Source organism: Bacillus sp. SIMBA_026 (assembly GCF_046535335.1).
GTDB classification, from domain to species: Bacteria; Bacillota; Bacilli; order Bacillales; family Bacillaceae; genus Bacillus; species Bacillus velezensis.
The window spans coordinates 1-247 of record NZ_JAWRWX010000383.1; the positions used below are offsets into that span (position 1 = coordinate 1).

General features: G+C 59.9%; 1 pseudogene. It reads right to left on the reverse strand.

The annotated features are described in order from the left end of the window. Positions 1-247 (reverse strand): annotated as a pseudogene (locus SB847_RS21905) (MFS transporter); the annotation flags it as partial.

Genomic DNA, 247 nt, shown 5'->3' on the forward strand with positions numbered 1-247 from the left:
TGGCGACGAACAGCGCCCAGGTCGCACCGGTGTTGAGCACCAAGTAGTAGGGCACCACTAAAGCGAGTGTTGCCGTAGCCGACCAGCGGTAAAGCACCGCACGTGAAAACCTGTCGGAGATACGCCCGAAGACCGGCATCCAGATTGTTGCCACCAGCGCAGCCGCGGCAACTGCGAGGAGAACGACGTTCCCGCGTGCTCCCAGAACGTTAGTGGCGTAGGCAATGACATAGGTGCCGAAGATGTA